We start from the raw sequence: 26,078 nt of genomic DNA, 5'->3' as shown, positions 1-26,078 counted from the left end.
CGCGGATCTGTGACGCTTTCTAAATACGCGTAGATTTCGTACATCATGAACTCCCTTAATAGCTTTTCTTTTACTTTAACATAAATAGAGATACTAGGGAATTATTTATTTCATGCGTTTGTCGTGAATATTGCTCAAATTCACTGAAAAAGGCACGCTAATTTGATATAATAGGGAGTAATCTGTTTACTCTCTATTTTTTGAACAAAACGAAAGGTAGAGATGTATGTATAATAAAAAATTGGCAAGCGGAAAGTACAAGTTTTTTGAAAAATATCAAGATATTGATGGAAAATGGAAACAAGTTTCTTGTACCATGAATTCAGCAAGTCGAGATTCAAAAAGTCAGGATCGCAATACGTTAGAATTAAAAATAAAGGAGAAACTCGAACAAAGTAAACCCTCTGTAAAACCCAAAACAGTTAATGAGGTGTATGCCGAATCTGCAAAAATTCGTAAAGCAGAAGTGGCAGAAACAACCTTCCTGAATGAAACCTATGGTCTTAAAAGTTTTATTGAAACATTTGGCAAACGCAAAATCTCAACTATTGAAGCTCATGAAATTCAAGAATATTTATTCGCTAAAAAATATACCAATGCGACAAGAAACACTCTAAAACAGCGTATTAGTCATGTTTTCAAATATGCGTATCAGATGGATATTACTGAAAGTAATATTATGGATAAGATTATCCTGCCTAAAAACAAACGTTCTATTGAGAGTATCGCAAAATTGCAACATAAATTTTTAACTTTGGATGAAATGCGTATTCTTTTAGCTAGTATGCGAAAAAATGCTTATGACAGTGACCAGTTTTTATTTGCTGATTGTGTTGAATTTCTATTCTTGACAGGTTTAAGGATAGGTGAGCTAATGGCTCTCCAGTGGTCTCATGTTAATCTACTAGACGAGACAATTTATATTGAGTTTAGTTGGAATGCAAATCTAAAAAAACTAGGACCGACTAAAAATCCACAGTCAATACGATTTGTGACGCTAAATCATCGATGTTTAGAAATTCTTGAAGCACTACACAAACATAATTCAGACTCGAAATTTGTCTTTACAAAGTCAAATGGGTATCAAGTTTCAAACATGGCGCTTAATTTATACTTGAAAATGGAAGGTGCTAGAGCTAATTTATTTGGTAAAGATTCATCTCTTTTTTCTTGTCATATGCTTCGTCATAGTCACATCAGTCACATGGCTTTACTAGGTGTGCCACAAAAAGCATTGATGGAAAGAGTTGGGCATAGTGATTCACGTATTACAAATAATATTTATACTCACGTTATGCCAGAATCACGCCAAGAAATGAATTTAAAATTAAATGATATCATCGTTTGAAAAAGGCCCATAGGCACCACAGAAAAATATATTTAGCACCCAAAAAGCACCAAAATTGAGGGAAATACTGAGAAATATGAGGAAATGAAATAGTCATATTTTAGGTAATGAGTGCTGATATATAAATGTTTTGGGAAGTATAGGGAATATTTATGAAGGAGTGAAAATGACATGGCAAAGTTATATTTTAAGTACGGCACGATGAACAGCGGCAAATCGATCGAAATTCTCAAAGTAGCGCATAACTACGAGGAACAGGGCAAACCCGTCGTGATTATGACAAGCGCTCTCGACAACCGAGATGAGATTGGTGTCGTCAGCTCGCGGATCGGCATGCGCGAACAAGCCGTCCCCATTGATGCTGCCCTAAATGTTTTTGACTATGTTGCCAAACTCCCGGAAAATCCTTACTGCATCTTAATAGATGAAGCACAATTTCTCAGCAAAAAGAATATTTATGATTTTGCTAGAGTGGTAGATGAACTCAACGTCCCTGTCATGGCCTTCGGCCTAAAAAATGACTTCCAAAATGAATTATTTGAAGGCAGCAAATATCTCTTACTCCTAGCTGACAAGATCGAAGAAATTAAAACAATCTGCTGGTTTTGTAGCAAGAAAGCAACCATGGTTTTACGCACAGAAAATAATCAACCGGTTTATGAGGGCAGTCAAATCCAAATCGGAGGCAATGAAAGCTACCTTCCCGTTTGTCGCAAACACTGGTTTAAACCCGAACTTTAAAACTCAGTAGAAAATAGGGAGACCGCAGATGATTACGGAAACCAAACGACTTTATCTTCGAGAAATGACACAGATAGACTTTTCTGCTATTGCTGAAATATTGCAAGATGACACGGCGATGTTTGCCTATGAAGGTGCCTTCTCGGATGAAGAAGTAGCGAAATGGCTGAATGACCGAATCGCGCAGTATAAGGATTGGGGCATGAGTCTTTGGGCGGTTGTTCTAAAAGAAACCGACCAAGTTATCGGTCAATGTGGTCTGACCTTGCAACAAGTCCAAGGTGAAACCGTTACAGAAATAGGCTATTTATTTAATCGCGATTATTGGCATCAAGGCTACGCCGTAGAGGCAGCGCAAGCCTGTAAAACCTATGCCTTTGACGTCTTAGGTATTGACCGTGTGTTTTCAATCATTCGTGATAACAATATCGCGTCCATGAACGTTGCGATTCGCAATGGCATGACTGTTCGGACTAAATTTATCAAAACTTATAGAGGAATTGAAATGCCGCATTTTGCCTTTGCTGTTGATAGAAGTTAGCTAAGCTTGCTCAAATACCTGCTACCATTGACAAGAAAAATATAGAAAATAAGGAAGTAATCAAATCATATGTTCGATCAATTACAAATTATGGCTGACCGTTACGAAGAATTAGGTGGGTTGCTCAGCGACCCGGAAGTTGTTAACGATACCAAACGTTTTATGGCCTTGTCAAAAGAAGAGGCCTCTTTACGAGAAACCGTTGCGGCTTATGCGCGCTACGTCGAAGTAACGACGGGGATTTCAGATGCTGAGGAAATGTTATCAGACTCAAGCCTTGACGCTGATGAATCTGATATGTTCAAAGAAGAACTCAAAGCACTGAAAGCTGAAAAAGCAATCTTAGAAGAAGATATCAAAATTCTTTTGTTACCAAAAGACCCTAATGATGACAAAAATATCATCCTCGAAATTCGTGGTGCCGCTGGTGGTGATGAAGCTGCGCTTTTTGCTGGCGATTTATTGGCCATATACCAAAAATACTCTGAGAATCAGGGCTGGAAATTTGAGATTTTGGAGTCAAACGTGACCGAAATAGGTGGCATCAAAGAAGTGTCAGTCATGATTTCAGGCAATAGCGTCTACTCGAAACTCAAATATGAAAGTGGTGCGCATCGTGTCCAACGTGTGCCAAAAACAGAGACTCAGGGGCGTGTCCATACCTCAACAGCAACGGTGCTCGTCATGCCCGAAATCGAAGATTTCGACATCGACATTGACCCGAAAGACCTGCGCATTGACATCTACCATGCTTCTGGTGCCGGCGGACAGAACGTCAATAAAGTCGCAACAGCCGTTCGGATCGTCCATGAACCGACGGGGATCAAAGTTGAGATGCAGGAAGAACGGAATCAGCAGAAAAACCGTGATAAGGCCATGAAAATCATCAATGCCCGAGTTTACGATTATTTCGCACAAATCGAACAGGATAAAAACGATGAGTTTCGCAAGTCGACCGTCGGGACAGGTGACCGTTCTGAGCGGATACGTACCTACAACTTCCCGCAAAACCGCGTGACCGACCACCGCATCGGCCTGACTCTGCAAAAACTTGACACCATCTTATCAGGTAAACTTGACGAAGTCATCGACGCCCTGATTCTCTTTGATCAAACGCAAAAACTTGAGGCCTTGAAACAATGATAAACTGGTATGACGCAGATGGCCATTTATCCGAGGACATGGTGGCAGACTTCCGTCAAACCTTGCTTGCTTGGTACGATGAAAGCGGACGGACGCACCTCCCTTGGCGGATAGACAAGGAACCCTATCACATCTGGGTCAGCGAGATTATGCTGCAACAAACTCAGGTCGAAACAGTCATTCCTTACTATGATCGCTTTCTGGCTGAATTACCGAGCGTGAAAGATTTAGCTGAAGCAGATGAAGAAGTTCTGCTCAAACTCTGGTCAGGATTAGGCTACTATTCGCGAATCAGAAATATGCAAAAAGCAGCCCAGCAAGTCATGGCAGACTTTGACGGACAGTTTCCGTCAACCAGTCAAGCCCTACAAACATTAGCAGGTATTGGCCCTTATACAGCAGCAGCGATTGCCAGTATCAGTTTTAATGAAGTCGTACCAGCGCTTGATGGCAATATGTTTCGTGTGTTTGCGAGATTGCTAAAAATTGACGCAGATATTGCCCAACCTAAGTCACGGAAAATTTTTTATGACATCGTTTTGCCCATCGTTGATCCTGAGCGACCAGGTGATTTTAACCAAGCCGTGATGGATTTGGGAACTTCTTTGATGAGTGCTAAAACTGAGACTTTAGCGGATTCACCTTTTGCTCGCTTTAACCTTAGTTATCAAGACGATTCAGAGTTGACTTTTCCGGTCAAGTCTAAAAAAGTCAAGCAAGTCCAGAAATTTTATGCGGCCATTATCTCTGAAAAAGATGGGCATTTAGCTTACACACAACGTCCTAAAACAGGTCTGCTTGCCAATTTTTGGACTTATCCACTAGTAGAGTTTGACTCGTGGGATGCGATTTATGACGGTATTTCTGAACAATTTAAATCCGCCAAGCAACTGAATATCACACCTATCACGCATATCTTTACCCATCAAAAATGGCAAGTCATGCTTGTTCAAGTTGCGGATAATCTTGACACATGGACATATTTTTCAGAAGAAGCTTATGAAACGCTACCACAGACGACCTTACAAATTAAACTCCAAGCAGCTTTGAAAGAGAATTTATGACCTATTTACAAGCCTTTCAAACTTACGAAAAAAACTTGGCGCGGCCAGAGGAGTTGCGCTATGTTTTTCGTTATGGGCGAAAACTGAGTTATACCGACTTTATCCTGTTGCTCAACACGAAAATAACTGAATCTGACCAAGCCTACCTAGCAGAGATATTTGACAGGCTTTCAAAGGACGAGCCAGCTCAGTATATCGTTGGCGAAACCGAGTTTTACGGTTTAATTCTCGATGTGGATGCGCGTGCCTTAATTCCACGACCAGAAACAGAAGAACTTGTCGCGCTGATTTTGGCGGAAAATGCGTCAGATGACTTGAAAGTCCTAGATATTGGGACAGGGACAGGCGCGATAGCTCTGTCACTCGCAAAGGCGCAGCCGACATGGCAAGTTCATGCCAGTGATATTTCAGCAGATGCTCTAGCTTTGGCACAACAAAATGCGACTAAAAATGCAATAGAAAATATTGCTTTTACGCTATCAGACGTTTTCAGTAACGTTTCAGAAAACTATGATATAATTGTTTCAAATCCACCTTATATCGCAGATTTCGAGAAGGTGGATATGGCTAAAAATGTCTTGGACTATGAACCGCACCTTGCTTTGTTTGCTGAGGACAATGGGCTAGCCATTTATCAAAAGCTAGCCCAAAATGCCCAGTCTTATTTGACAGACAAGGGCAAGATTTATTTGGAAATTGGGCATTTACAAGGCCAAGCTGTTAGCCAACTTTTTCAGCACCATTTTCCCGAGAAACGGGTCAGAGTCTTACAAGATTTAGCCGGAAAGGATAGGATGATTGCCATTGACTGAGTTACTTTCGCCACAAGCACCAGATGATGTCAAACGTGCAGTTGATTTGATTAAATCAGGTCAACTAGTCGCCTTGCCGACTGAAACGGTTTATGGTTTATTTGGTCTCGCATTAGATGATGAGGTGGTCAGAAACATCTATCAAGTTAAGCATAGAGCCTTTGACCATGCCCTCAATCTTAACATTTCAAGTTTTGAGCAACTGAAACTTTTCTCTCAAAATCAACCCAAATACCTAGAAAAGTTGTATAATAAATTTATGCCTGGCAGCCTAACGATGATTTTAGAGGCTAATGAAACAGTCCCTAGTCTTGTCAATAACGGTATGAAAACAGTCGGCTTTCGTGTCCCAGCTAATCAAACGACACTAGCTATTTTGCGTCAAACAGGCCCCCTAGTGGGGCCATCTGCTAATCTGACAGGAAACCCAAGCCCCAAAACCGCACAAGATGTGTTGCGAGAGTTGGACGGTCAGATCGCAGCTATTGTGACAGCTGATAAGAGTATTTCGGGCATTGATTCGACGATTGTAGATTTGACAGGTAAGACGCCCATAATCTTGCGCCAAGGTGCGCTAACTTTAACAGAAATTATCGAGGAGATAAAGGATGATATTTGACCAGCCAAACTACGAAGCTTTTGACCCAGAACTCTGGGATGCAATCCATGCAGAGGAAAAACGTCAACAACAAAATATTGAACTCATCGCTTCTGAAAATGTTGTTTCAAAAGCTGTGATGGCCGCTCAAGGCTCTCTTTTGACTAACAAATATGCTGAAGGCTACCCTGGTAATCGTTACTATGGTGGGACTGAATGCGTCGATGTTGCTGAAAACTTAGCAATTGACCGCGCAAAAGCACTTTTTGGCGCTAAATTTGCCAATGTGCAAGCTCATTCAGGCTCACAAGCCAACGCTGCAGCTTACCTTGCTTTAATCGAACCCGGCGATACAGTCATGGGTCTCGATTTGGCAGCTGGTGGGCATTTGACACACGGTTCACTAGTGAACTTTTCTGGAAAAACTTACAACTTTATTGGCTATAACGTCGATAAAGAAACAGAATTGTTGGATTACGATCAAATATTGGCACAAGCTAAAGCAGCGCAACCTAAGTTGATTGTCGCTGGTGCGTCTAGCTATTCACGGACGATTGATTTTGCGAAATTCCGTGAAATCGCAGATGCGGTTGGTGCGAAATTCATGGTTGATATGGCGCACATTGCTGGTTTGGTCGCTGCTGGCCTGCACTCTAACCCAGTACCCTATGCTGATATTACAACCTCTACGACCCATAAAACGCTCCGTGGTCCGCGTGGTGGTCTCATTTTGACAAATGACGAAGTTTTGGCTAAGAAAATTAACTCTGCCATCTTCCCGGGGATTCAAGGTGGTCCTTTGATGCACGTTATCGCTGCGAAGGCTGTTGCTTTTAAAGAAGCGCTAGATCCTAGTTACAAGGACTATCAAGCGCAAGTCATCAAGAATGCGAAAGTCATGGCTGAAACCTTTGAAAATGCTGGTTTGCGTGTGATTTCTGGTGGCACTGATAATCATATGTTCATGCTGAATGTCACGGATTTTGGCATTAACGGTAAAGAGGCACAAAATCTCTTGGATACTGTCTCAATTACTTTGAACAAAAATGCGGTGCCGTATGAAACATTGAGCCCGTTTAAAACATCAGGTGTCCGAATTGGTTCAGCTGCTGTGACATCACGTGGTTTCAAAGAAACAGAAGCGACGAAAGTAGCAGAATTTATCATTCGTGCTTTCCAAAACAAGGACGACCAAACAGTGCTTGACCAAATCAAATCAGAAGTGATTGCCTTGACTGACGCATTCCCACTTTACGAAAAATAAGCACAATGGACATCTATATTAAAAAAGCGATTTTGCACGCTTTTGACCCCGGTCAACCCGAGATCACCTTCTCAGAAAATCTCATGGAGTTGACACCTGTCATGCTCGACTATGTGACCAAAAAAGTAGAAAAAATCTACTCTGATGATGCCAAACGTGGCGTTTTATCAGAAGAGAATCACTTTTTATCACTGGTAACAGATGACTTTATCGCCTCAACGATTGCCGTTGCCAATTTCTGGCGGGAAGAATTTATCCTGTCAGAGAAACAAAAGCAAAATGACTTGCTTTTTGTTGCCTACGAATTAGAGACACAGCCACATTTTGCTTTTATCAGACTGTCGCTGAGGGATTCTTTTTCGCATGACTTCGATGCAGCAACAGGACAAATCAAGATTCGTAAAACCGAGTCTTCATTGCCTGGGGCTGGGTCAGCTGCTGATGAAGCCATTGCCATCAATCGCAATACGTTCAGCTACCATTTGCTGGAAAAACGCATTAAATATAATGGTAAAAACTACAACTATTTTTCGGAAAATCTACTAGCTGAAAAGCCTGAGATTTCTGTCAATAAAGCGATTAAAGCGATTAAAAAGACGGCAGAGTCTGTTGCCAAATCTTACGACGATGCTGATTTTGCCTTTTCTCAAAAGGTGCAAAATGCGGTATTTCATGCAGTCGAAAAGCAGGAAAATCTCAATCCAGAAGCACTTGCAGACCAATTATTTGCGAACAATCTGACGGCGCGCTTAGCCTTTAAAGATCAAGTCAAGGAAGAAATTCCCGATAAGATTCGGTTCGAGCAGATGCCGATGGAGAAAATCGAGAAAAAATTATCCAATCAAAAATTGTCATTGTCAAATGGGATAGAAATGATTGTGCCTCAAAGTCTATATGAAGATGCTGAGACGGTCGAATTTATTCAAAATGATGATGGGACTTACTCAATTATCATCAAAAATATTGAGGAAATTAAGAACAAGTGGTAATTGCTATATCATATACTAACATGAGAAGGAGGACGTATTGCTAAGAAAAATTAGAAATTCAATGCTCCTAGTCATGTTTGTAGGTTTTGGATTTTGGGTATATCGTACGCATGAAAATGTTAAAAACGTCATGCAGTACGATGATTTTGTGACGCAGACTTTGGAAAAGCATGGCGTGTCAGGCAATCGCGAGTTAGTTCTGTCGATTATTTACACGGAAACCAAGGGAAAACGCACCGATGTTATGCAGTCGACTGAGTCGACCCATGATACGATTGAGACCGAAGAAGACAGCATTCATCAAGGCATTACCAATTTGACCGAAATGTTGGAATATGCTCATGAAAAAGGTGTCGACGTCTGGACGGGCGTTCAAGCCTATAACTTTGGCAAAGCCTATGTTGACTATATTGCCAAAAATGGTGGTAAGAACACCTTGACTTTAGCGGAAGCTTATTCTAAAGATGTCGTTGCCCCGAGTTTGGGCAATACGACAGCCGAGGAATATTATCACATTACCTTAGATTCCCTTTTGTTTAACAAAGGCAAGCTCTACAAAAACGGTGGCAACATCTTCTATGCGAGAGAAGTCCGCTGGAACATGAAAATCGTTCATTTATTTAACTGGTGAAAGCCAGTTTTTTTACGGAATGAAATTTGATTAAACAATTTGCTTTTTCAAATATAAAAGCCTATACTAATAACATAGCAATATTCTGAAAGGATACTGATAACATGATTGGCGGAAAAAGAGCTGGGGCTGGTAGAAAAGCTAAAAGCGAGTTAGAGAAGAAAAAGCAAAAAAATATTTATATTCCTGAAGAATTGTATGAGGAAGTGATGAAAGCGCCAATTGACTATAGTGATAGTTTTTCAAGTCGTTGTGAATTTTTGATTGGGGAAGGTCTAGCTAACTTCATGACATATAAGCAAAAACAAGAATGTGGCGATAACAAACTAACCTTTATTGATTTATTTGCAGGTATTGGTGGCATTCGGCAAGCATTTGAAGATGGGGATACTAAGGCTGTTTTTAGTTCAGAATGGGATAAATTTGCTGCTACGACTTACGAGGCGAATTTTGGTGAAAAACCTTATGGCGATATCACACAGATTAAAGAATCTGACATTCCAAAACATGATGTCCTTTTGGCTGGTTTTCCTTGTCAACCTTTTAGTATGATTGGTAAACGTGAAGGATTTTCACATGCAACACAAGGGACACTATTTTTTGATGTTTTACGTATTATCAAACATCATCAACCTAAGATGTTTTTACTAGAAAATGTACAAGGCTTATTAACGATTCAAAATGGCGAAACTTTTCGGATTATTAAAGCCGCTTTAAAAGAAGCGGGTTATAATGTTTTTTCGGATGTATTAGATGCACAAAATTATGGGTTACCACAAGTTAGAAAACGTGTTGTAATTGTTGGTTTTCGTGAAGATTTAGGGATAACCGATTATGAGTTACCACAAGGTTCAGATAATCGTGTACCTGTCAATACGATTTTGGAAGAAAATCCTGCTGGCTATACGATTTCTGAACATTTGCAAAAATCGTATCTATATAAAAAGAATGATGGCAAACCACAGGTAATTGATAAGGAATCAGATATTCAAGTCAAAACTTTAGTGGCAAGTTATCATAAAATTCAACGTTTGACTGGTACTTTTGTCAAAGGTGGTGAGACTGGACTTCGTTTATTGTCTGAGTTGGAATGTAAGCGTCTTATGGGATTTCCAGATACTTTTAAAGTGCCTGTTTCTCGAACGCAAATGTACCGCCAATTTGGCAATTCCGTTGCTGTACCAATGATGAAAGCTGTCGCCGATAGTATGAAAGAGCAGTTGTTCTTGTCTGAAAATCGTAGCACAGAATATGCGGTGGGGCAATGAAAAAATTCAATAAAGGTGAATGGTCAGAATTATACGTCTTCTTTTCTATTTTAGCAGACGGTAAAATTTATGCTGCTGATGAAAATTTGAATAGAGTTGAAGAAACATTTTATTCTATTCTAAAAATTATTCGTGAACATAAAAATTATAGTCGTGATGAAACAAGTAAATTAATTCTGATACATTCGGATAATGAAATATTAAAAATTCCGATTCAAAATTTTATTGATATGACGCCGAAATTATTAAATGAAATTAAAACGGCGAAAGGCAGTAGTTTTGAAATTCCAGAAATTTCTGATTTGTTGAGCAAAATCGGTGTTACTAAAGTTAAAGCTGAAAGTAGCAGAAAAGGAGATTTGACAGTACAAATCCATGATGACTATACAGGATTTCAACCAATTATTGATTTTAGTATCAAATCATATTTAGGTGGGACACCGACTTTGTTAAACGCATCAAGTGCAACGATTGCTGAATTTCTCCTATCCCATGATATTGATAGAGATTTAGTTGAGCAAGTCAATGCTATATCTGGTGGTTCTAAGATTAAAGATAGAATTGAATTTTTGAGAACAAATGGCTATGAACTAGAATTTAATCGCTTAATAGACCAGACATTTCGTCATAATCTGACTATGATTGATTATAAGATGCCTGAATTATTGAGCCTGCTTTTTCTCTGTTCCTACTTTGTTAAAGGTAAGAAAATCTCAGATGTTGTCGATTATCTTTGTCGTCACTATTATGAGTTTAGCGATAGCGGATTGGTTGAATATAAGGTCAAAGATTTATTAGTTGCGATTGCTTTGGGAATGGTGCCAAAAACGAAATGGTCGGGTATGGACGAGGCAAATGGTGGTTATGTCATTGTTAAAAAAGACGGTGATATTGTTTGTTACCACATTTATGACAGAAATCGTTTAAAAAATTATCTGTATCAAAATACAAAATTTGACTCTCCTTCTTCTAGTCGCACTGGCGCTGGTATTGTTAATGTTTCAGATAATCAAGGGTCGATGAAATTGACAATTCAAATACAGTTTACTTGAACATGAAAATCGTTCATTTATTTAACTGGTGAAAGCCAGTTTTTTGTTATAATAAAAGGACGATGATGATATATGACGATAAAAAATTTGAAAATCCCATAGCCACACTGGTTGCTTTTGATAATGCCGATGTGATTGCAGCCTTGTCTGAAATTGAAAAATGGCAGGAGACGCATTATCTGGTCGGCTATATCCGCTATGAAGCTAAGGATGTTTTCCTAGGCAAACAGATAAAGTCTGACAGTCCCCTCCTCTACTTTCAAGTCTTCGAAGACTTTACACCCTACCTCCCGAAAAATGCGCCAGAGATTAGTCTCAGTCCCCAAGCACAGATGACCTATGCTGAATATGCTGACGCCATTACCGAAATTAAGCAAGAACAGCGCAATGGCAACACCTACGAAGTCAACTATACTTATGACTATCAAGTGCCTTATGTTGGCGACGATTTGGTGCTTTATGAACACTTGCTGACCAAGCAGCGCACGCCCTATAATACATTTATCAAAACTGAGTACGATACCCTACTCAGTTTTTCACCTGAACTCTTTTTTGAAATTGAGGATCAGCACATCACGACGCGTCCGATGAAAGGCACGGTCAAACGAGGACAGTCAGCAGCAGAAGATGCCGAGCGTATTGCATTTCTCAAAACAGATGAGAAAAATCGCGCCGAGAATGTTATGATTGTCGACCTTATGCGTAATGATTTGGGTAGAATCGCTGAGAACGGTAGCGTCAAAGTTACCAAATTATTTGAGGTGGAAACACATGCCACCGTCCACCAAATGACCTCGCAAATCGAGGCAGATTTGAAACCAGATACTGATTTATTAGCAATTTTCCAAGCCTTATTCCCTAATGGTTCAATCACAGGTGCTCCGAAAATTTCAACCATGACCATTATTGACCGATTGGAGCAGGGCAGTCGTGATATTTACTGCGGTGCGATTGGTTTTTTAAGTCCAGAAAAGATGACCTTTAGCGTGCCGATTCGCATTTTGCAACGGCAGACAGGTGCAGATGACTTTAAATATCGTGTGGGTGGCGCCATTGTTTGGGATTCAGATACCGCCGATGAATGGTTGGAGACCCAGACGAAAACGGCTTTCTTACAAGATGATTTTCAGTTGATTGAGACCATTCAAGTTGAAAATGGTCAGCTTATTTTTAAAACGGAGCATTTTGAGCGACTGCAAAAATCGGCTGCCTACTATGGGTTTGAGTTCAATCCAGATATGTTGAATCTCCAACCTGAGCAGGACGGTATCCTACGCTTGGTCCTCAGTCGTGATGGGAAGTTTGAGACCAGTTATCGAACGACCAAAGCTTTTAACACCGTTGCTTTATCCTCCATGACCATTGACAGCCGTGCCGATTTTCTGGCGCATAAAACAACCTATCGCCCTTATTTTCAAGCTAAAGACGAGATTTTTCTTAATGAGCGGGGAGAGCTGACTGAAATGTCGCGTGCAAATTTGATTCTTGAGATTGATGGGGAGTGGCTAACACCGCCTTTATCAAGTGGGTTATTACCGGGGATTTACCGTCAGTATTTATTAGATTCCGAGAAGTGTCGTGAACAAGTCCTTTATCAAGCTGACTTAGCTAGAGCAGATAAGATTTTCTGCTGTAACTCAGTTCAGGGTATCAGAGAAGTTGTTTTGTTATAATCTGGAACTATAACAAACGGCTGTTTTTAACAATTTTCCAATTCAAGTAAAGTTTGTTAGAATAGTCTTATGAAAATAACTGACATTTATCGAGAAAAAAATCTTCAGAAGAAATCCGTCATTTCTTTGGAAGTCTTCCCGCCCAAAACTGATGCGGGCATTGAAACCATCTATCAAACTGTGGCTGGCTTGACCCACAAACCAGATTATATTAGTGTGACCTATGGCGCGATGGGCAATGTCGGTCAGGAAAATAAAACGCTAGAGATCGCTGAAAAAATAAAAAAAGAGTACGGCATCGAAACCATGCACCATTTGACATCAATCAACAATAATCCAGAGAAAATCACAGAAATTTTGGCAGAAATTAAGGCTAAGAATGTTCAAAATATTTTAGCCTTGCGCGGAGATATGCCGAAAAATACGGATGTGACAGGCTGTCCAGATATTTATCACTATGCGCATGAACTCATCACGGACATCAAAAAAACGGGCGATTTTGATATTGCAGCCGCCATTTATCCCGAAGGTCATGTTGATAGTCCACTAGATGTTGAGAATATTGAGCACGTCAAACGCAAATATGATGCTGGTGCCAACTTTTTCATCAGCCAGCTATTTTTTGACAATGACAAATTTTTAAGACTTAATGATTATGTCAAAAATTCAGGAATTGAAGCACCGATTGCCGCAGGTATCATGCCAGTCTTGCAAAAATCTCAAGTGGAGCGAATGATTTTCTTCGGCGCTAGCCTGCCAACACGCTTGATAAAAATCATCAATAAATACAAGGACTCGCCAGAAGACTTGCAAAAAGCTGGCATGGACTATGCCTGCAAGCAAATCGATGTTCTCCTAGCTCGTGGTGTTGATGGCGTGCATATCTACACCATGAATAAACCCTTCGTCGCCAATACGATGATGGATCGGTATTTATAGTAAAAAGCGCTTGACTTAATAAAGTTGCGCTTTTTTTGTGTTACAATAATAAATGAAAAATAAATTGGAATGGTATGATTGTGATAGGAAAGAAAAAATTTGCTGCTTACTTTACAGACACTTTTGATGATTTATTTAGTTTAAAAAATGAGGTATCTCTTGCGACAATTTTGAGTGCCCGTCTTTTTCATCGTGGTATTAAACGAGAAACGATTGAATTTTACGAGTTGAAGGGACTAGCAGAAGATGACATTTTACCTTTTAGGGATTTGATGCTTGCGCTTAAAGAGCAGATTGTGAGTCTGGATAGAGCTTTTACAAAGACTAAAGAATTAAGGAAAGTCGAAAGAAATCTGCAAGGCGTTTTTTTCAGCAAAAAAATATTTTAGTATTTAGTTGAAAATCCACAAGATGTAGATGATTTTTCTAAATTTATTTATCAAGATTTGCCAAATCTTAGTTTGTTACTAGAAAATTACATGGCATTTGACTTGTAACGCAATAAAGACAGTAAGGTTACTGCCGGTATGTCAGAGACTTTAACGCTAATTAAGAATATTCAAGATAGTATTCAGGATGACTATCATCAGATATTTATTGAAAATATTAAGCTGTTAAAAGCTGAGATAATCAAGTAAATAAGTAATTAAAAAAGACTTGTGACAGTCTTTTTTATTGGTTTTCTAGTATACATTACATTGCTAATTCAACATTTTAAATTCACCAAAATCTGGTGAATTATCAAGTTTTACGTCTAAATAATCCACACGACCAAAACGTGTCGGAGACTTTCTAATTTCGCTAATAAATTTCTGCATTTTAAGTGTATCATCAGACTGAGCCTCAATGGTGACAGAACCATCTTCTTCATTTTTGACTGTCCCACGGATACCAAGGCTCAGAGCTAATTGATAGGTGGCAAATCGGAAGCCAACACCTTGTACCCTGCCACTCGCATTCATTTTTACTTTGTTCATTTGTTTTACCTCCATTTTTAAAGATAGGTTTACACAAATTATATCAAAATTTGCCGATACTCACGCAGATGAGCTAGATTATGCTAAAATAAAAGTTATGGAAATGATCACATCGAAAGACAATACACGCGTCAAGAATGCGAAGAAACTTTATAAAAAGAAAAATCGCAGCAGCTCTTATTTGATTGAAGGGCAGCATTTATATGAAGAAGCATTGGCATCTGGCGCGGATTTTAAGCAGATTTTTGTGACGGAGAAATTTGCGGATATACCAGATGCGACACTCATATCAGACGAGGTCATGAACTTCTTATCAGACGCTGAAACACCGCAAGGCATTATCACAGAAGTTGGTCTAGAGGCGTCAAGTCTAAAACCTGAGCAGCTGAACAAACTCCTGATTTTGGAAAACATCCAAGATCCGGGAAATGTCGGCACGATGATTAGAACGGCAGATGCTGCGGGTTTTGACGGTGTGATTTTGACAGCGGGTAGCGCCGACATCTACTCGCCTAAAGTCCTGCGCACCATGCAAGGCTCACACTTTCATCTGCCGATTTTTCAGGAAAATGAGGCACAGGCTTTATATCAACGCTTGAAAAGTCAGGGAACGACTGTGATTGCAACCACCTTATCTGAAACATCGGTTGACTATCGAACAGTCAGTCAACCTGAAAAGTTTGCCCTCATCATGGGCAACGAAGGGGCGGGTATCACACCAGAAACATCAGTTACCGCTGATATTTTAGCACACATCGCTATGCCCGGTCAGGCAGAGTCTTTAAATGTTGCTGTTGCTGCAGGTATTATGATTTTCTCCTTGACAGACTAGCATTTTTCTGATATACTTATAAAGTTGAGTTATGCAGCCGCAAGGTAGGGCGTCGTCAACATTTCTAGTGTTACAAAGTAACCAAAGCTGTAAGGCGAACTGGAAATGCACGAACCGGAAACTTGCAAAACAGGCTCTTCAAATCAAATTTTTGAAGGAGACATTCATATGTCACGTTACACAGGTCCATCATGGAAACAATCACGTCGTCTCGGCGTATCACTAACAGGTACTGGTAAAGAAATCGCACGTCGTAACTATGTACCAGGTCAACACGGTCCAAACAACCGTTCAAAACTTTCTGAGTACGGTTTGCAATTGGCTGAAAAACAAAAACTCCGTTTCACTTACGGCGTTTCTGAACGTCAATTCCGTAACTTGTTTGTTCAAGCAACTAAAGCAAAAGAAGGCACACTTGGTTTCAACTTCATGGTTCTTCTTGAACGTCGTCTTGACAACGTTGTTTACCGTCTTGGTTTAGCAACAACACGTCGTCAAGCACGTCAATTCGTTAACCACGGTCATATCTTGGTTAACGGTTCACGTGTTGACATCCCATCATACCGCGTTAACGTTGGTGATGTGATCTCAGTTCGTGAAAAATCAGCTAAAGTACCAGCAATCCTTGAAGCAGTTGAAGGAACACTTGGACGTCCAAGTTTCATCACATTTGACGCTGACAAACTTGAAGGGACATTCGCACGTTTACCAGAACGCGATGAAATCAACCCAGAAATCAACGAATCACTCGTCGTTGAATACTATAACAAACAAATGTAATCGGAGTCGAAAGCCAAAGGCTTTCAGCGAAGCGTCATTTGTTTGTCTGCGAGGATTTGAGAAACGCGCAGCGTTTGAGAAGTTCCGTGAACTTCTCGTTTCGCTTGCGAAACCCAATCCGAGTAGACAAATGTAATTTTAAAAGCTCTAAACCCTTTATTTATAAGGTTTGGAGTTTTTTTGCTTTTAAAACTAGAAAGAAACTAACAAATACCAGAAAACAGTCAACTTCGACTGTTTTTTATACTCTTAGATTAACATTTCCCAAAAATAGCGCTTAAAATTACTTAATTTTTTTGTTATAATAAGACTATTATATTTCAGGAGTTAATCATGTTAAAAAAATACAATTTTATAGATGGAATTAAATCTGCTGTTCCCGTTAGTTTAGGTTACATCAGTATTGGTGCCGCATTTGGTATTGTTGCCATAGCACAAGGTTTTAATATTTGGCAAGTTTTGTGTTTGTCTGTTTTGTTGTATGCTGGGGCGGGGCAATTTATTATTGTCGCCATGTTAGCTACGCAGACACCAGTTTTAATTATCACTTTAACGATATTTCTAGTTAATTTTCGGATGTTTCTGCAAAGTTTAACGGCGACTCAAATTTTTCCGAATCAATCACTCAAATCTGGTATTGCGATGGGGAGCTTAATTACCGATGAATCTTTTGGTGTTTTGGTTTTAGAACATGCGAAAAGCACACCGATTACAGCCATCTGGATGCAAGGTGTGAATGTCATGAGTTATCTGACGTGGATCTTATCGACAGTCATTGGTGCAGCTGTTGGTAATTTGATTTCTAATCCTGAAAAATTTGGGATAGACTATGCCTTGGTTGCGATGTTTATCGGTTTACTCGTGCTGACCTTAGATTCTATGCTTAAAAATGATAGATTAGGAGTTGTTTTGACAGTGCTGATAAGTACGATTTTGATTTATTATTTAGCAGGAATTTTTGCATCAAGTTATATTGCCATTTTGATTGCAACAATTACTGGTGCCATGATCGGAGCCATGATGATAAAACCTAAAAATGATACGAAAGCAGAGGTGGCGTGATGTATTTTTACCTGTCCTTATTGTTTTCTGTCCTAGTCACTTGGTTGCCGAGGGTTACCCCATTTCCTCTAGCCAAAATCATCAAATTTCCGGCATTTTTTAAACGTTTTCTTAATTACTTGTCGTTATCTATGATGACAAGTTTATTAGTATCGGAGTTATTGATACTACACAAGCATGCTTTACCAAGTCTTGATGGTCTAAAGTTTCTAGCGATGATTCCCGCTATTATCGTTGGTTATTGGCGAAAATCGCTGATGTTAGCTGTTTTGACGGGTGTCGTTGCCATGGCACTCTTACGTATGCTGTTTTAAAGTTACCATCGGGTAACTTTTTTTGTATGATGCGATATTTTATTATGAAAATAAGTCTAAAGCCCCATGAAAGTTTTCTGGAAAAATCTTATACTAAGAACAATACAAAAATATTATGGCAACATAGAAAGGTCACTAACATGACAATTTTAGCACTAAAAAATATCAAGAAATCTTATTATCTGGGAAAAGAAGAATTTCCTGTCTTGAAAGGCTTGAATCTCAGCTTTGATAAAGGAGACTTCATCTCGATTCTCGGTGAATCTGGAGGCGGGAAATCGACCTTGATGAACATTATCGGTGGTCTTGACCGTAAGTATGATGGAGAAGTCATTGTCAATGGCACCAAACAAGCGGATAAAAAAGAAAAATCAATGGATGAGTATCGTCGAGATACAGTTGGTTTCATCTTTCAATCCTTTAATTTGGTCACCTATCTCAGTGTCTTAGACAATGTCCTAATTTCTTTAAAAATGACCAATCTGTCGCATAAAGCACAAATCAAGAAAGCTGAAGACCTGCTCAAACAAGTTGGCTTACTCGAACATAAAAAGAAAAACCCCAACCAATTATCGGGTGGTCAAAAACAACGTGTTGCCATTGCCCGCGCACTTGCTAATGATCCTGATATCATTATCGCAGATGAGCCAACAGGTGCACTGGATTCACAAAATACTAGTGATGTCCTTGGTATCTTGTCTGATATTGCCAAAAGCGGTAAGACCGTTATTGTCGTAACACACTCGCAAGAAGTGGCAGACCACGGGACACGGATCGTTCATCTGGCGGATGGTCAAGTCACTTCGGATGAGCGGATTAAACCACCTTATGAGACTGTCGAAAAAGCCCGTGACTTTAAGACAAAAACACTTTCTTTCGGGGCGAAGGCACGTATCGCTTGGCAGCATTTCATCAATAATTGGAAACAAAATCTGATGATTATGATTGGCGTAGCTATCGGTCTCTTTTCAGTCATGTTCTTCCTTGGTTTGGGCGATGGTGCTAAGGGCTATATGAATAAAATGGTCACTGATTTGGCTAATCCAAATGTGCCCATGGTTATGAAGCGTGTGAGCTCAGATGAGAACAAGAAAAATGAAGAAGCCTATATGGAAACGATGCGCCTCATGACACAAAATTCGGCGAAAACGGCGATTTCTGATACCCTGCTCAATCAGGTTAAAAAGTTAAATCATGTGAAGCAAGTCGAAAAAGGTTTTGATGTGACACCAGTTGATTTGACAGTCAGTCTTGGCGAGACGAAAGAACCTTTCGCTGGCATTCAAACTTGGACAAGTGTCAATACCGATAGCTCCCTCTTGGCAGGTAAAAAACCAAGTGAAGGTGAAGTGGTTGTTCCAGATACTTTTGCTAAAAAATGGCATAAAACAAATTGGAAAAAGATTGTCGGAAAAAACCTACATCTCGAGTATCAAATGTTTAACAAAGAAGGCGTACCTGTCACCATTACCCAAGATGTGAAAATATCAGGCATTACCAAAGGAAATCTGGCGCAGAGTCCGCTGATGATGAACTTTAAAACATTGCAAAAAGCGTTTGTGGCCAATAACATCGTGAGTGAGCCTAATTTTATCGTGCCAACGGTTGATGATAGTCACAATGTCAAATCTGTCGTAAGCAAAATTCAAGACTTGAAAACTGACGGCAAGAAGGACTTCGTGACTTTCTCACTTGATACCGTTTTGAAACCGATTAATGATATCACATCCATTGTGACCATCGTGCTTGCTTTAGTCGCAGGAATTTCACTGCTCGTGAGCTTGATGATGATTATCGCAACGACTTACATGTCAGTTGCGGAACGGACGAAGGAAATCGGTATCCTGCGCGCTTTAGGTGCAAGAAAAGGGGACATTCGCCTGCTCTTTGTCATCGAGACTGTGATTTTAGGTCTCGCCTCTGCTATTTTGGGAATTACTGTTGCCTTTCTCGGGGAAGTTGCGGTCAACTCAGGTGTCAGTGGCTTGCTTGATAAATTTCATATCATCCAAATTTCAACGGGTGCCGTGATTGGTAGTGTCGTCATCGCCATCATCATTGCCCTATTTGCAAGCCTCATGCCAGCAGGTAAAGCTGCTAGATTGAACCCGATTGAAGCTTTGTCAAATGACTAGGCTATCTGAAAGATTCGAAAGAATCTTTTTTGCTACCGATGTCCCAATTGGTTGTTAGATTTCTATGCGCCCATGATATAATATTAGCATGATACGATATAAAGCAAGAATTGCATATGACGGTACAGAGTTTGCCGGATTTCAAATACAAAATAACGGTCGAACCGTTCAAGAAGAACTTGAACGTGTTTTGGCGAAATTAAATTCAGGTCAGTCCGTTAAACTACATGGTTCTGGTCGCACAGACAGTGGCGTTCACGCACTAGCTCAAATCATCCATTTTGATTTACCACAAGCGCGTGACGCTGAAAAATTGCGCTTTGCCCTAGATACCCAAACGCCTGATGATATTGACGTTCTAGCGCTTGAGCTGGTCGCAGACGACTTCCACTCGCGATTTAAGCCCCACAGTAAAACCTATCAATACCGTCTGACCACCTCTCGTGCCAACAATCCTTTAACCCGACGTTTTAGCTACCATTTTCCGAAAATCGTCGCTTTTGATAACATGGTTGCAGCAGCGCAGTTATTGGTTGGCACGCATGATTTTACAGGTTTTACAGCCTCTGGCACTACGGTCGAAGACAAGGTTCGGACGATTACACAGGCAGATGTAGTGAGAAGTGGGACAGATGAAATTATCTTCATTTTTTCTGGCAATGGTTTTTTATATAAGCAGGTCAGAAATATGGTCGGTACCTTGGTAAAAATTGGTGCTGGCAAGTGGCCAGTTGCGCGAGTATCTGAAATTTTAGCGGCACAAAATCGTGATTTAGCAGGTCCGACAGCACCTGCTCATGGTTTATGTCTTATGGAGGTACGTTATAATGAAGATGAAGTCAACGCCTAAAGTTTTAACGATTTCAGGTTCGGATATTTTATCTGGCGGTGGCTTTCAGGCTGACTTAGCGACTTATTCTCAGTATGGGATTTATGGTTTTGTTGCCGTGACGTCGATTGTGACAGTAGCTGAGCATGCGTCTGGCTTTGATATTTTTCCAACGGATCTTGAAATTTTCAAGCGGCAATTGGATAGTCTAAATGATGTTGTTTTCGATGCGATTAAGATAGGTCTGTTGCCATCAATAGAGATTGCCGAGCTAACCTTGCGTTTTATTCAACACCATCAAGATGTCTCCGTCATTCTCGACCCGGTTCTTGTTTTTAAAGAAAATGAAGATGAGGAGATGTCGCTGATGACGGCGAAAATGCTTGAGTTTTTACCCTATGTGACGGTAATGACACCGAATCTGAAGGAGGCTGAGATGTTGTCTGGATTGTCGATTACGACTGTTTCAGATATGAAAGCTGCTGCGACGGTTTTGTCTGGTCTGGGGAGTCGCCATACGGTGATTAAGGGTGGCAGTCGTTTGGATAAGCATTTTGCGCGTGATTTATATGATGATGGTGTCATTTCTCGGGAATTTGTTAAGCCAATTGTTGCGCGAAATAATAATGGTGCAGGTTGTACGTTTGCGTCGGCTATTGCGATCCATGTAGCGCGAGGGGAAACAGTGCTAACAGCTGTCGAACAAAGTAAGGAATTTGTCTATCAGGCGATTCTTAACGCAAATGAATATGGGGTGTTTCAACGATTGCCTCATGAGTGAGAGTGTTTTAATGTATTTAGAGTGTGATAGTGGGGTAAACAAATGGATTTAGAAAAATTGCAAGCGCAAACAGAAATCTTGATTGAGGATGTCATTAAGCAGGCAGACCTCAAAAAAGGTCAGGTATTTGTTTTGGGTCTATCATCAAGTGAAGTTAATGGAGGCTTGATTGGGCATCATTCATCAGCTGAAATTGGGCAAGTTGTGGTTAAATCAATTTATGATAAACTCACGGCTATTGGCGTGTATTTAGCAGTTCAAGGCTGCGAACATCTCAATCGTGCTTTGTTGGTCGAGCGAGATTTAGCAGAGCAAAAAGATTTGGAAATCGTTTCCGTTGTGCCGCAGCTCAATGCCGGAGGCAGTGGTCAAGTCGCAGCTTATGCTTTATTTAATGACCCGGTGGAAGTTGAGTCTATCACAGCGCAAGCTGGTCTTGATATTGGTGATACAGCGATTGGGATGCATGTGAAACATGTGCAGATTCCTTTTCGTCCTATCTTGCGCGAATTAGGGGGGGCTCACGTGACCGCACTTAAAAGTCGACCTAAACTGATTGGTGGGCCACGTGCCAGCTATGATACAGTTGATACGTTTAGACAAGGTTAGTCTGATTAAAAGACAAATAAGGTGAGGAAAAAAATGACGATTGAAGAGGCTTGTTTGAAGCTTGCGAAATATGCTTTCCATAAAAATCCAACTGGCGGAGACCGCGCTTTTTACAAATTACTAGAGCAGTCGACTCTACATACACATACTGAAAACGGTAAATTGACGAGTATGATTGTTGATACCCACTTTCAGGTTAACTTCCAAGGTCAATCAGTACCAATGGCAGGAATTGGTTACGTTGCAAGTTATCCTGAGTTCCGTGGCAATGGTGCAGCAAGTCAGCTCATGACTGAAATTTTACAAGAGAATTATCAGAAGGAAACACTATTTTCTTATCTCGCACCTTTTTCTTACAGTTTTTACAGTAAATTTGGTTATAGTTATGTCTTCAACCAAAAACATTATGAGATTGATGCAGCTGATTTTCCGTTGGGAGAAAAAACACATTTAACGGTTAAACGCACAGATTTTGTGACAGCTCAAGAAGATTTGGCATATGTTCACGAGCAAGCAGTTGGCAATGGTAGCTTGACTCGAGGTGAGTTCGAATGGTCTTACTATTTTGACTATAAAAAACAACCACATTTTGCTGTATTTTATGACCAAGCAGAACCCAGAGGCTACGTCGTTTATGTTTTTAATGGCATGGATTTCATTATCCACGAACTGATAACGCTTGATGTTCAAGCCAAAAATACAGCCTATCGTTTTATTGCCAGTCATGCAGGTGCTTTTGATCAATTTATCTACACTGCACCTTCAAATGTTACATTAGAACAGGATATGCTTGAACCGAGTCGTGCACAAATGAGTCTACGAGCAGATATGATGGCTCGAATTGTAAATTTGAAAGCATATTTAGAACAATTTCCAGTCAATGCAGACAAGCAATTTACGATTATTGATGATATATTACCAGAAAATAACATGACATTTGGCACTGGCCAACCTGTCATAATGACGATAGGTGAGTTTACCAAATTTGTCATGAAAGATGTAATTTTACGTGAATATTTTTGACTCGTTTTCATAGATAAGTGATAGCGCCAAATTAAAATAAAGGAGTAGTACCTCGTAATGACCGATTTAAAGACAGGATTGACCCAAGCTCAAGTTGAAGCGCATCTATTAAAAGGTGAGGTCAATATCGCAACTACTTCTGCTAGTAGAACGACCAAAGAAATCATTCTTCATAATACATTGACCTTGTTCAATTTCCTGAACTTGCTGCTATTCTGCATGGTCTTGTTTACAGGCTCACTTAAAAATCTACTGTTTATTTTGTCTGTCGTATTTAATACAGGGATAGGTATTTATCAGGAGATTAAAGCCAAGAAAACAATTGAGAGTCTCTCTATTTTAAAACAAGCTAAGGTTCGTGTTTTACGTGACGGGATTGAAACACAAGTCAACAAAGAAGATATCGTACTGGATGATATTCTTTTCTTAACAAAAGGAATGCAAGTACCCGTCGACGTCAGATGCTTAGAAGATGGACTTGTCGTGGATGAGTCATTGATTACCGGTGAGTCAGAATTCATCAAAAAGCATATCGGTGATGAGATTTATTCTGGTAGTCTTGTCATGCAAGGTAATACTAAAGTACAAGTTATTTCTGTTGGTGATAACACTTACGTCAGCAAGCTAACTGTTGAAGCAAAAGCATTTGCTATGACGAAATCACAGATTCAAAAGAACATAGACCGTATTTTGAAATGGATTACGATTATTATTTTTCCTGCGACAATTGCTGTCTTTCTTGACCAATACAATTTCTTGGAGATTATTGGTACAAACGCTGTCATTTTGAAGGCTGTTGCTGCTATGATAGGTATCATGCCCGAAGGTCTTGTACTTTTAACTAGCGTCGCATTGGCTGCCGGTGTTTTAAAGCTCTCCACACTTGGTACTTTAACTCAAGAGTTACCTGCTATTGAGACCTTGGCGCGAGTAGATACCATTTGTTTGGATAAAACAGGGACTATTACCGAAGGTAAGATGAGTGTGGAAAATGTTCTTTATTACGGTGACAATCAGTCAGAGATTGATGATATTATCGCTTTTATTGTAAGTCGTGATGCAGAACAAAATATGTCTACAATTGCTTTACAGTCTAAATTTCAAAGCTCACAAAAAAATTATGACATGGTAGAATATTTGCCGTTTTCATCAGAGTTAAAATTACAAGCTATGGAGATTGAAGGTCAGGGAACCTATCTTTTAGGGGCTTTTGATATGATTGTACCGGAGTTACCGATAGCAGTGACGGCAGAGATTGACCAGTATTTAAAATCAGGGCACCGAATTATTGGCTTGGCACACAGTCAGGGTCATCTCACTGATAAAGAAGTACCTCAAGATGCGTCCTTGCTTGCCCTTATTCTGATAAGGGATGCCGTCAAGGAAGATGCGCGTGATATCATTGCTTATTTTAAATCACAAGATGTTGAGGTTAAAATTATCTCTGGTGATTATCCGGATACCGTTGCTGCCATTGCAAAAGATGTTGGCGTGACAGGTAAGGCGATTATTTCTGCGGATATTCCTGAAGATATGGCGACCTTGCAAGAAGTTGTTAAAGAGACTAGTATTTTTGGTCGTGTGACACCACCTCAAAAACGTAACATCATTCAGGCGCTACAAAAAAACGGTCATACGACTTGCATGGTTGGTGATGGCATTAATGACATTTTAGCGCTCAAACAATCAGACTGCGCCATTGCATTCGGCTCAGGTAGTGAGGCAACAAAAGCAGTTGCCAAATTTGTCTTGTTGGAAAATGATTTTTCAACGCTGCCGAATGTTGTCAAAGAAGGTCGGAAAGTGATTAATAATATCAATACAGTCGCAAGTTTGCATGTTGTTCGTGTGATTTATTCGACGATTTTGGTTTTTGCTTTCTTCCTCTTTAAAATCTTATTTCCGCTTGACCCAGTTAATTTGACTCTAGTAGGTATTTTAACGATTGGTGTACCGACCTTTTTACTTGTTTTTGAGAAGAATGAGGCTAAGGCAAAGGATAACTTCTTTAGAAATATTTTTCTGAATGCCCTACCTTGTGGCATTGTACTTGCCTTGACAATCTTTACTTTAGGGGCATTAGTTAAAGGAGAGATTTCCATAGAAGATGTAGGAGGTAGGGTACTACACTATCAACATTACGCACAGTCAGAAGTTTTGGATATGGCAATGAAAACAACGATTACGCAAGTGGTCGGTGGTGTTCAACTTTTCTTGATGTTTCTATTATGTCGACCACTAACACGATTTAGATTAGGTGTGCTGCTCTTGTCGCTTGTTACTTTTGTTGCAAGTTACTTTATTGCGCCACTTATATCACTTTTTGGTCTATCTCCTGTAGAACTCTTTTGGCCACCGGTATGGTCTGACTTCTTCTCTATTATCATTGTGTTCATTGACATTGTTGCGATACTTATCATTCGACTTATCTTATTGAAAACAGTCTTAAAAGAGAAACCAAAAGAGAATACGACTTTGTAAGTCTTGTTAGCACAATTTTCTGATAATTTGGTATACTAGACAGGAGTACAGTTATCACAAAATTTAGTCTAGTGGTAATAAGTCAAGTAAGACTTGTAAATTTATTTTACAAGATTTATGAAACTAAGGTACACTAAATAAGCCTACGAAAAATTCATTTTTTCGCAAGTGCTATCAAGGACTTGTGCTCAA

The 26,078-nt window shown here is 39.8% G+C and carries 26 protein-coding genes; 25 read left to right on the top strand and 1 reads right to left on the bottom strand.

Translation table 11 applies throughout. The features are described 5' to 3' along the window. The first annotated feature begins 226 nt into the window (after positions 1 to 226). The 15 genes from ACYQ21_RS08555 to ACYQ21_RS08485 all read left to right on the top strand — a co-directional run bounded on the left by ACYQ21_RS08555 (position 227) and on the right by ACYQ21_RS08485 (position 14,452). A complete protein-coding gene (locus tag ACYQ21_RS08555; protein ID WP_460057552.1) occupies positions 227 to 1,348 on the top strand; it encodes a tyrosine-type recombinase/integrase in 1,122 nt (373 codons plus the stop codon). 171 nt (positions 1,349 to 1,519) lie between these two features. Continuing rightward, positions 1,520 to 2,089: a thymidine kinase gene (locus ACYQ21_RS08550; protein ID WP_460057550.1), complete on the top strand. Its 570-nt coding sequence runs from the start codon at positions 1,520 to 1,522 to the stop codon at positions 2,087 to 2,089. 28 nt (positions 2,090 to 2,117) lie between these two features. Further along, positions 2,118 to 2,630 (top strand): GNAT family N-acetyltransferase, encoded by a 513-nt coding sequence (locus ACYQ21_RS08545; RefSeq protein WP_460057547.1) that lies wholly within the window; start codon positions 2,118 to 2,120, stop codon positions 2,628 to 2,630. Positions 2,631 to 2,699: 69 nt separating this feature from the next. After that, on the top strand, positions 2,700 to 3,773 hold the full coding sequence (gene prfA / locus ACYQ21_RS08540; protein ID WP_460057545.1) for a peptide chain release factor 1: 1,074 nt from the start codon (positions 2,700 to 2,702) through the stop codon (positions 3,771 to 3,773). Then, positions 3,770 to 4,837, top strand: coding sequence for an A/G-specific adenine glycosylase (mutY, locus tag ACYQ21_RS08535; protein WP_460057543.1), 1,068 nt, complete (start codon positions 3,770 to 3,772; stop codon positions 4,835 to 4,837). Before prfA ends, mutY begins: the two co-directional genes overlap by 4 nt. Then, the gene (gene prmC, locus ACYQ21_RS08530) at positions 4,834 to 5,649 is read left to right on the top strand and encodes a peptide chain release factor N(5)-glutamine methyltransferase (protein WP_460057541.1); all 816 of its coding nucleotides are present in this window, start codon (positions 4,834 to 4,836) and stop codon (positions 5,647 to 5,649) included. Before mutY ends, prmC begins: the two co-directional genes overlap by 4 nt. Next, complete coding sequence (locus ACYQ21_RS08525; RefSeq protein WP_460057538.1) at positions 5,642 to 6,268, top strand: L-threonylcarbamoyladenylate synthase; 627 nt, start codon at positions 5,642 to 5,644, stop codon at positions 6,266 to 6,268. The genes prmC and ACYQ21_RS08525 overlap by 8 nt, the downstream gene beginning before the upstream one ends. Beyond that, positions 6,258 to 7,511 carry a serine hydroxymethyltransferase gene (glyA, locus tag ACYQ21_RS08520; RefSeq protein ID WP_460057536.1) on the top strand — a complete coding sequence of 418 codons (1,254 nt, stop codon included), beginning with the start codon at positions 6,258 to 6,260 and terminating at the stop codon, positions 7,509 to 7,511. The genes ACYQ21_RS08525 and glyA overlap by 11 nt, the downstream gene beginning before the upstream one ends. Positions 7,512 to 7,516: 5 nt before the next feature. Then, entirely contained in the window at positions 7,517 to 8,500 is a 984-nt protein-coding gene (locus ACYQ21_RS08515) for a nucleoid-associated protein (RefSeq protein WP_460057534.1), read from the top strand. A 61-nt stretch (positions 8,501 to 8,561) separates the two neighbouring features. Then, a complete protein-coding gene (locus ACYQ21_RS08510; protein WP_460057556.1) occupies positions 8,562 to 9,131 on the top strand; it encodes a lysozyme family protein in 570 nt (189 codons plus the stop codon). A 104-nt stretch (positions 9,132 to 9,235) separates the two neighbouring features. After that, positions 9,236 to 10,399 carry a DNA cytosine methyltransferase gene (locus tag ACYQ21_RS08505; protein ID WP_460057532.1) on the top strand — a complete coding sequence of 388 codons (1,164 nt, stop codon included), beginning with the start codon at positions 9,236 to 9,238 and terminating at the stop codon, positions 10,397 to 10,399. Further along, positions 10,396 to 11,451 (top strand): HpaII family restriction endonuclease, encoded by a 1,056-nt coding sequence (locus tag ACYQ21_RS08500; protein ID WP_460057530.1) that lies wholly within the window; start codon positions 10,396 to 10,398, stop codon positions 11,449 to 11,451. The genes ACYQ21_RS08505 and ACYQ21_RS08500 overlap by 4 nt, the downstream gene beginning before the upstream one ends. A 62-nt stretch (positions 11,452 to 11,513) precedes the next feature. After that, entirely contained in the window at positions 11,514 to 13,124 is a 1,611-nt protein-coding gene (pabB, locus tag ACYQ21_RS08495; RefSeq protein WP_460057528.1) for an aminodeoxychorismate synthase component I, read from the top strand. 69 nt (positions 13,125 to 13,193) lie between these two features. Then, positions 13,194 to 14,063: a methylenetetrahydrofolate reductase gene (locus ACYQ21_RS08490; RefSeq protein WP_460057526.1), complete on the top strand. Its 870-nt coding sequence runs from the start codon at positions 13,194 to 13,196 to the stop codon at positions 14,061 to 14,063. 74 nt (positions 14,064 to 14,137) lie between these two features. Further along, on the top strand, positions 14,138 to 14,452 hold the full coding sequence (locus tag ACYQ21_RS08485; protein ID WP_460057524.1) for a hypothetical protein: 315 nt from the start codon (positions 14,138 to 14,140) through the stop codon (positions 14,450 to 14,452). A 312-nt stretch (positions 14,453 to 14,764) separates the two neighbouring features. Here ACYQ21_RS08485 and ACYQ21_RS08480 read toward each other — a convergent pair whose 3' ends face one another. Further along, complete coding sequence (locus ACYQ21_RS08480; protein WP_460057522.1) at positions 14,765 to 15,040, bottom strand: acylphosphatase; 276 nt, start codon at positions 15,038 to 15,040, stop codon at positions 14,765 to 14,767. A gap of 97 nt (positions 15,041 to 15,137) precedes the next feature. On the opposite strand from ACYQ21_RS08480, the gene ACYQ21_RS08475 reads away from it, so the two are divergent. The 10 genes from ACYQ21_RS08475 to ACYQ21_RS08430 all read left to right on the top strand — a co-directional run bounded on the left by ACYQ21_RS08475 (position 15,138) and on the right by ACYQ21_RS08430 (position 25,886). After that, complete coding sequence (locus tag ACYQ21_RS08475; RefSeq protein ID WP_460057519.1) at positions 15,138 to 15,872, top strand: TrmH family RNA methyltransferase; 735 nt, start codon at positions 15,138 to 15,140, stop codon at positions 15,870 to 15,872. A gap of 168 nt (positions 15,873 to 16,040) precedes the next feature. Further along, positions 16,041 to 16,652 (top strand): 30S ribosomal protein S4, encoded by a 612-nt coding sequence (gene rpsD, locus ACYQ21_RS08470; RefSeq protein ID WP_416185772.1) that lies wholly within the window; start codon positions 16,041 to 16,043, stop codon positions 16,650 to 16,652. 333 nt (positions 16,653 to 16,985) lie between these two features. Next, positions 16,986 to 17,714, top strand: coding sequence for an AzlC family ABC transporter permease (locus tag ACYQ21_RS08465; RefSeq protein ID WP_460057515.1), 729 nt, complete (start codon positions 16,986 to 16,988; stop codon positions 17,712 to 17,714). Continuing rightward, a complete protein-coding gene (locus ACYQ21_RS08460; protein ID WP_460057554.1) occupies positions 17,714 to 18,028 on the top strand; it encodes an AzlD domain-containing protein in 315 nt (104 codons plus the stop codon). Before ACYQ21_RS08465 ends, ACYQ21_RS08460 begins: the two co-directional genes overlap by 1 nt. Before the next feature lie 140 nt (positions 18,029 to 18,168). Further along, positions 18,169 to 20,163, top strand: a complete 1,995-nt coding sequence (locus ACYQ21_RS08455) for an ABC transporter ATP-binding protein/permease (RefSeq protein WP_460057512.1) — start codon at positions 18,169 to 18,171, stop codon at positions 20,161 to 20,163. 88 nt (positions 20,164 to 20,251) lie between these two features. Next, complete coding sequence (truA, locus tag ACYQ21_RS08450; protein ID WP_460057509.1) at positions 20,252 to 21,013, top strand: tRNA pseudouridine(38-40) synthase TruA; 762 nt, start codon at positions 20,252 to 20,254, stop codon at positions 21,011 to 21,013. Then, on the top strand, positions 20,991 to 21,773 hold the full coding sequence (locus ACYQ21_RS08445; RefSeq protein ID WP_460057506.1) for a bifunctional hydroxymethylpyrimidine kinase/phosphomethylpyrimidine kinase: 783 nt from the start codon (positions 20,991 to 20,993) through the stop codon (positions 21,771 to 21,773). The genes truA and ACYQ21_RS08445 overlap by 23 nt, the downstream gene beginning before the upstream one ends. Before the next feature lie 42 nt (positions 21,774 to 21,815). Then, a complete protein-coding gene (locus tag ACYQ21_RS08440) occupies positions 21,816 to 22,382 on the top strand; it encodes a TIGR01440 family protein (RefSeq protein ID WP_460057503.1) in 567 nt (188 codons plus the stop codon). Positions 22,383 to 22,415: 33 nt separating this feature from the next. After that, on the top strand, positions 22,416 to 23,405 hold the full coding sequence (locus tag ACYQ21_RS08435; RefSeq protein ID WP_460057501.1) for a GNAT family N-acetyltransferase: 990 nt from the start codon (positions 22,416 to 22,418) through the stop codon (positions 23,403 to 23,405). A gap of 57 nt (positions 23,406 to 23,462) precedes the next feature. Beyond that, positions 23,463 to 25,886: an HAD-IC family P-type ATPase gene (locus tag ACYQ21_RS08430; RefSeq protein ID WP_460057498.1), complete on the top strand. Its 2,424-nt coding sequence runs from the start codon at positions 23,463 to 23,465 to the stop codon at positions 25,884 to 25,886. The last annotated feature ends 192 nt before the right edge of the window (positions 25,887 to 26,078 follow it).

The organism is Pseudolactococcus yaeyamensis (assembly GCF_054658615.1).
Note: the sequence above shows the minus strand (reverse complement) of the source record. Positions and strands in the feature narration are given on the sequence as shown.